Below are 6,414 nucleotides of genomic sequence, written 5' to 3'. Positions count from 1 at the left end.
GACAAAATTGAGAATTTGAAACCCACGGAGGTGGCCTTCCCTACGGGAAGCCGCTACGCTTCATGTCTGTGTAAACGTGGTTTCTAACCGCCAATTTAATCTTAATTTGACACTTAACTAATTTCTACCTAGCCACTTCTGACCGTTCAAGCGGTACACTAGACGAGATACCAATAGCTCAAGGGTAATTTTGCGCTCATCAATTAAAAATGATTCGAGAGTGCTGGCTTTTTTGCCTTCGTGACAAGAAAATCCTTTTTTACCTTGAATATCAGCATCAGGGAAATAAACGTTAAACTTACGAGATCCCTCTTGCCAACTGCCGATAATTTGCCAGCATTCTTCATCTGAGTTGAACCCAGTGAGAGGAAACTTCTGCTTGGCGAAAGATAATTGTATATCAGGTACGCCTTCTTGGACAATTGCTTTTTGCAAAGCTGGTAAGTATTCTTGCTGGATAAACTCTTCAAAAGGTTTATCTTCAACGGCTGGAGGCTTTTCCTTTTTCGCAGCTTTAGCAGCAGGTTTTTCTGGAGTCGCTACAGCCGCATTAGGTTCTGGGTTGTTGGCTGTGGGGAGGTTGGAAGTTGCTGGTGTATCATTGCCGGGAGCAACCTCTCCGGCTTGATTTTGATTGGTTTGGTCTGCCATTGCGTCAATCCTTTATCTAGCTTGTAGAAGAGCTTGCGAGTTACTTTTATTTTGACATAACAAAGCGTTGCGATCGCTAGATATAATATTTAAGCTATTAGTTTGTAAGGAATCTGGGGAATTATGGCGCGTCTAGCCCTGCTGAGTGTATCTAATAAAAGTGGTTTAATTGATTTAGCCCGGAGTTTGGTAACAGAATTTGGTTTTGATATCGTCAGCAGTGGGGGAACGGCTAAAACCCTGAAAGATGCGGGGATTCCTGTAACAAAGGTTTCTGATTATACAGGTTCGCCGGAAATTTTAGGTGGTCGGGTGAAAACTCTCCATCCCCGGATTCATGGGGGAATTTTAGCACGGCGAGATGTCCCGCAAGATTTGACTGATTTAGAAAATAATCAAATTCGTCCGATTGATTTGGTGGTGGTGAATCTTTATCCTTTTGAGGAAACGATCGCTAAACCGGGTGTAACATTGGCTGAGGCTGTTGAACAAATTGATATTGGGGGTCCTGCGATGTTAAGGGCTTCATCAAAAAACTTTGCCAATCTAACTGTGTTGTGTGATCCTGAACAATATGGGGAGTATTTGCAGGAATTACGGCAAAATGGGGAAGCTTCTTTAGATTTTCGCCAAAAATGCGCGTTAAAAGGATTTTTACATACTGCTGATTATGATCGAGCGATCGCTCAATATCTATCCAACAACCAACAATACACCCTAACTGGTCAACAAATCCAATCACTCCGCTATGGAGAAAACCCCCACCAAACAGCCGCATGGTATCAAACTGGTAGCAACCCCACAGGATGGGCATCTGCGACTAAATTGCAAGGAAAGGAACTCAGCTACAATAATTTAGTTGATTTGGAAGCAGCACGGCAGATTATCGCCGAATTTACCGATAGTCCGGCGGCGACAATTATTAAACACACTAACCCCTGTGGAACTGCCGAGGCTGATACAATTGTGGAAGCCTATCAAAAAGCCTTCAATGCCGATTCTACTTCTGCCTTTGGGGGAATCGTAGCTTTGAATAAACCCATTGATGTAGCTACGGCTGAGGAATTAAAGAAAACCTTTTTAGAATGTGTAGTTGCCCCTGGTTGTGATGGTGAAGCCGAAAAGATTTTAGCAGCCAAAGGAAACGTGCGCGTTTTAATTTTACCAGATTTAATCAGTGGAGCAAAAGAAACAGTCAGAACGATCGCTGGTGGATTCTTGGTACAAAGTGCTGATGATATAATTACAGATACCAGTAAATGGCAAATTGTCAGCGATCGCCAACCCACAGAAAAAGAGTTAGCAGAATTGTTATTTGCGTGGAAAGTTTGCAAACACGTTAAATCCAATGGGATTATAGTGACGAGCGATCGCACCACATTAGGAGTAGGTGCTGGACAAATGAACCGTGTCGGCTCAGTCAAAATCGCCCTAGAACAAGCCGGAGACAAAGCCAGAGGAGCATTTCTAGCCAGTGATGGATTTTTCCCCTTTGATGATTCCGTCAGAACCGCAGCCGCAGCCGGAATTACCGCCATTATCCAACCAGGAGGCAGTTTGCGTGATCAAGTTTCCATCACCGCAGCCAATGAATTGGGTTTATTAATGGTATTTACAGGTGTACGGCACTTTTTGCACTAGAAAACTCCTCTTACTCTCTGCGCCTCTGCGTCTCTGCGTGAGACAAAACCTCTTGCCATTTCATAAAAGACGTGATATAGTCGATTTGTGTGAGGAGCAATGTTAAGAATAAGAAGCGTCTGGGGTGGAAACACGGTAACACTCCCAGGCGCTTTTTATAGTTTGTTCCTCCAACGATAGATTTTCTTAATTGCCTTGCGATGATTTCCAAAATTTGAGCAATACTGGTACAAGAAAGAAGGTTTAAATAAATTACAAAAATGACGATTCGACCTAGTGATAGAGCTTTATTAAATTGGACAGGTGACACCTTAGCAATTGGTTTATTTGAAGACTCAGGAGAGTTAACTGGGGATCTGGCAGCTTTAGATGAGAGATGCGCTGGAATCTTAAAAGAACTAATTGCAGAAGAAGAATTTACTGGTAAAGCAAACAGCACTATTGTGGCGCGAGTAGCTGCTGGTAATGCAGTGCGAAAGGTAATTTTAGTTGGTTTGGGTAAACTAGAGACGCTGAAACTAGAAACTTTGCGTCGAGTTGCAGCCACAGCAGCACGGACAGCTAAAAAGCAAAAAACCAAAACTCTCGGTTTGAGTTTACCAGTATTTAACAACGATCCAGTAACTACAGCCCAAGCGATCGCTGAAGGGATTGAATTGGGACTTTACCAAGATAATCGCTTTAAATCAGAACCAGAAGATAAAAATCCAGAAATCGAAACCATTGATTTATTAGGGTTAGCGGGACAAGAAACAGCTATCGCTCGTGCTAATCAAATTGTATCTGGCGTAATTTTAGCACGGCAGTTAGTAGCAGCCCCAGCCAATACTGTCACACCCATAACTATGGCAGAAACCGCAAGAGCGATCGCTAACGAACACAATTTACATCTGGAAATTCTCGAACGAGAAGACTGTGAAAAATTGGGTATGGGTGCATTCTTAGGAGTCACTCTAGGTTCTGACATACCACCAAAGTTTATTCACCTCACCTACAAACCAGAAACCGAACCCAAGCGCAAACTCGCCATTATCGGTAAAGGTGTCACCTTCGATTCCGGGGGAATCAACATCAAAGGTGCAGGTAGCGGGATTGAAACCATGAAAATGGACATGGGAGGTGCAGCGGCTACCTTGGGCGCAGCTAAGGTTATTGGTCAGCTAAAACCAGATGTGGAAGTTCATTTCATTTCTGCCGTCACTGAAAACATGATTAACGGTCGTGCTATGCGTCCAGGAGACATCCTCACTGCATCTAACGGCAAAACAATCGAAATTAACAACACCGATGCAGAAGGGCGTTTAACCTTGGCTGATGCCTTAGTTTTTGCCGAAAAATTGGGAGTAGATGCCATTATTGATTTAGCCACCCTGACAGGTGCTTGTGTAATAGCCTTGGGTGAAGATATCGCCGGCTTATTTACTCCTGATGATGCGATCGCTTCCCAACTACAAACAGCCTCGGAAACCTGTGGAGAAAAACTTTGGCGGATGCCGATGGAAGATAGATATTTTGAAGGGTTAAAATCCCCCATCGCCGACATGAAAAATACAGGACCCCGTTATGGTAGTGCTATTACTGCGGCTTTGTTCCTCAAACAATTCGTGAAAGAAACTCCTTGGGCGCACTTAGACATTGCCGGACCAGTTTGGACAGATAAGGAAAATGGTTACAATCCTGCTGGTGCAACCGGCTTTGGTGTCAGGACTTTGGTTAACTGGGTAGTCGGTTAATCAATTCGGGTGGGGAAATCCCACCCACCGCAAAGCGGAAAAGCGGAAGTCAAAAGAAAAGCAGTATAGGCTTTTTAGGAATTTAAAATGGTTGGTTTATTTACGCCGTAATAATCATTTAACTCATCATAGCAGGAAGCGGGAGTAACAAAACTACATTTATAATTGTATTTATCTAATAAGTTGGGAACACGTTCTGCTAATACTGCTCGAATCAGAATAAATATTAGTATCCAGAACAATTAACTTTCTCATCGTTATATTGTACTTTCTTTAGCATTCTGGAAATCTGCAAATAATTCATCTTCACTAATACCTCTTGTTTCCAGCAATTGTTTGATTTTTTGCACTGCTTCTTGTAAAGCCATTAAATCTTGTTTTTGAGGAGTAGGTTGTGTTGGTATGTAATAACCTATTGGTACTCCATGAGAAGTAATTGCGATTGGTTCAGATGTTTGTTGTGTGTACTTATGTAAATTGGCACGAAATTCTTTGATTCCTACAGATTGGATGTCCATAATAGTGAATTGACAAAATGTGTACACCTGAGTACACTATAACATGGACTTTCAGTTATTGATAATCAAGCGGTGTTTTTAGAAAAGTCAGGAAGAAAGGTAGAAATTCCGGCTTGTTCTAAGTTGGAAATGGCGCATTATTTGTTTGATTTTGTTGTTTAATGGAATAAAATCACATTTTTATTTTTACTAGGATTTTTGAAAATGACAGTGCATTTACCTGAAATTGGTATTCCTGCTATTCGTAGAGGAAAATTATTACTGGAAGAATATCCTCAAAACATTGTTGGTAGTTTTTGGGTAATGTGTGGTCCGTATGGATTTAATAATAAACAAATTCCTGATTGGTGGATTGATATTGATTCAGCACAGGGTATTATTAATGCCTTTGAACAAGGTTTGTTTATGGGAGAATATAAAAATCCTCTATACTCAGGATTTTGTATTATTATTTTTGCAGATTCTTCTAATCCTGCTCATTTATCTTATGTAATTGAAAATCTGAGAATGAGGAAATATGAGGGGATTCATTTATTAAAAATAATGGCACGAAATAATATATTTGCTCAGACAGAAGTTAGTTATCCTGAACAGTTTTTAAGTTATCGTTATGGGGAAGAAAACCCTAATTATAAATATCTTCGAGAAAAACTAGATCATTGGTCAGTTCATGTCTGGGAAGATTACTGTAGTTATCTAATGTCGAAACATGGTCAATGGATATTTTACAACTATTGTAAAAAAATTAATGCTGTTAAAGATGAAGTCCAAGCTACTGTAGAGAAAGGTACTAAACCTCTAGTTTTAACAGAAGGAGAAACTGATCCAATTTATATTAAAACCGCCTTAGAATTACTAGGAGAAAAAGAAATTTTAGCACAAGTTGATATTGAATGGGTTGGTGCTTCTATAGGTAAAGGGGAAAGTATCAATACTGGTGAAGGTGGTTTAAAAAATACGAGAGATGTTTTGCTTTCTAACCCTAAATTCTTAACTAGAAAAGTATTATTGATTTATGATTGGGATACTAAAAAGCCTAATGAAGACTATGATCAATTAAAAATTAGAACAATACCTCAACAAAAGAATAGAAAATTCAAAAAAGGTATTGAAAATCTATTTCCTGATCATTTATATGATGATTTATCTAGTGATCCTTTATTGAAAGAAAAATTTTATCCACTAAAAACTGAATATGGTGATTATGGAGAAGAAAAGGAAATTGAAGTATTTCAAAAAATGAAATTTTGTAAATGGATATGTGAAGAAAGAAAACAGGCTGAAGATTTTGTTAATTTTAAGATCATCATTGATTTTATCAAAGATTGTTTAGGAACATTTACTTATTAAAGTTTATCGTTCGAGCGATTAGTAAAGATGCACGCGGCTACGCAAATAATTTAATCACAGGTTTACCTATTCTAGTCGGTTTGGGGTTAGCCGTCCCAACTAAATAGACTACAGTTATTGTAGCTACAAAATTGATCAACTTTAGAAAAATTTTTATCATTTTTCAGAGGTGTGTCGATTTGGGTATCTCAAACCCTTACCCCGTAACGTTTCCAGAAGTGAATCCTTTCCAAACACACTTCCCCGCAAGGGGATGAAAACTTTGTAAACCGGGCGCTCTCACGAAAGCTTTTATTCGCAGAAAACCCAGAAGTTCAAACCTATGTAGAGGAACAAGAGGATGGCCAAGACTAACGATGCGATCAAAATTATTGATAAAATTACTAGCAGCGACCCAGAGCTTGAGGCATTAGTAGAAGAAGTCAGCCCTCTAAATATTGACAAAAAGTACATCTTAAATCTTTTCGCAAACATCCCAGAAGTCCTAAAAAGAAGCGACCTCCTCTCTCCTTTGATGTCAA

Annotated in this window: 5 protein-coding genes and 1 pseudogene; 4 read left to right on the top strand and 2 right to left on the bottom strand. The window is 39.7% G+C overall.

The window, feature by feature from the left end; translation table 11 throughout:
• Window positions 1-117 precede the first annotated feature (117 nt).
• Window positions 118-651, bottom strand: a complete 534-nt coding sequence (locus tag VB711_RS07230) for a DUF2996 domain-containing protein (RefSeq protein ID WP_323285147.1) — start codon at window positions 649-651, stop codon at window positions 118-120.
• 123 nt (window positions 652-774) lie between these two features.
• On the opposite strand from VB711_RS07230, the gene purH reads away from it, so the two are divergent.
• Both purH and VB711_RS07220 read left to right on the top strand, forming a co-directional pair.
• Complete coding sequence (gene purH / locus VB711_RS07225; protein WP_323285146.1) at window positions 775-2,292, top strand: bifunctional phosphoribosylaminoimidazolecarboxamide formyltransferase/IMP cyclohydrolase; 1,518 nt, start codon at window positions 775-777, stop codon at window positions 2,290-2,292.
• A gap of 260 nt (window positions 2,293-2,552) precedes the next feature.
• Window positions 2,553-4,025 carry a leucyl aminopeptidase gene (locus VB711_RS07220; protein ID WP_323285145.1) on the top strand — a complete coding sequence of 491 codons (1,473 nt, stop codon included), beginning with the start codon at window positions 2,553-2,555 and terminating at the stop codon, window positions 4,023-4,025.
• A 257-nt stretch (window positions 4,026-4,282) separates the two neighbouring features.
• Here the strand turns inward: VB711_RS07220 and VB711_RS07215 are convergent, their stop codons facing one another.
• Entirely contained in the window at window positions 4,283-4,543 is a 261-nt protein-coding gene (locus VB711_RS07215; RefSeq protein WP_190716547.1) for a type II toxin-antitoxin system Phd/YefM family antitoxin, read from the bottom strand.
• 204 nt (window positions 4,544-4,747) lie between these two features.
• Here VB711_RS07215 and VB711_RS07210 point away from each other — a divergent pair, with 204 nt between their 5' ends.
• Together VB711_RS07210 and VB711_RS07205 are read left to right on the top strand one after the other, a co-directional pair.
• Entirely contained in the window at window positions 4,748-5,893 is a 1,146-nt protein-coding gene (locus VB711_RS07210) for a hypothetical protein (protein ID WP_323285144.1), read from the top strand.
• Between the two features lie 340 nt (window positions 5,894-6,233).
• Window positions 6,234-6,414 (top strand): annotated as a pseudogene (locus tag VB711_RS07205) (hypothetical protein); the annotation flags it as partial.

Source organism: Cronbergia sp. UHCC 0137, assembly GCF_034932285.1.
In the GTDB taxonomy this organism is placed as follows: Bacteria; Cyanobacteriota; Cyanobacteriia; order Cyanobacteriales; family Nostocaceae; genus Cronbergia.
Note: the sequence above shows the minus strand (reverse complement) of the source record. Positions and strands in the feature narration are given on the sequence as shown.

Excerpts from the sequence above, each read along its gene's own strand:
- VB711_RS07230 (WP_323285147.1), bottom strand. The coding sequence starts at position 651 with ATGGCAGACCAAACCAATCAAAATCAAGCCGGAGAGGTTGCTCCCGGC.
- purH (WP_323285146.1), top strand. The coding sequence starts at position 775 with ATGGCGCGTCTAGCCCTGCTGAGTGTATCTAATAAAAGTGGTTTAATT.
- VB711_RS07220 (WP_323285145.1), top strand. The coding sequence starts at position 2,553 with ATGACGATTCGACCTAGTGATAGAGCTTTATTAAATTGGACAGGTGAC.
- VB711_RS07215 (WP_190716547.1), bottom strand. The coding sequence starts at position 4,543 with ATGGACATCCAATCTGTAGGAATCAAAGAATTTCGTGCCAATTTACAT.
- VB711_RS07210 (WP_323285144.1), top strand. The coding sequence starts at position 4,748 with ATGACAGTGCATTTACCTGAAATTGGTATTCCTGCTATTCGTAGAGGA.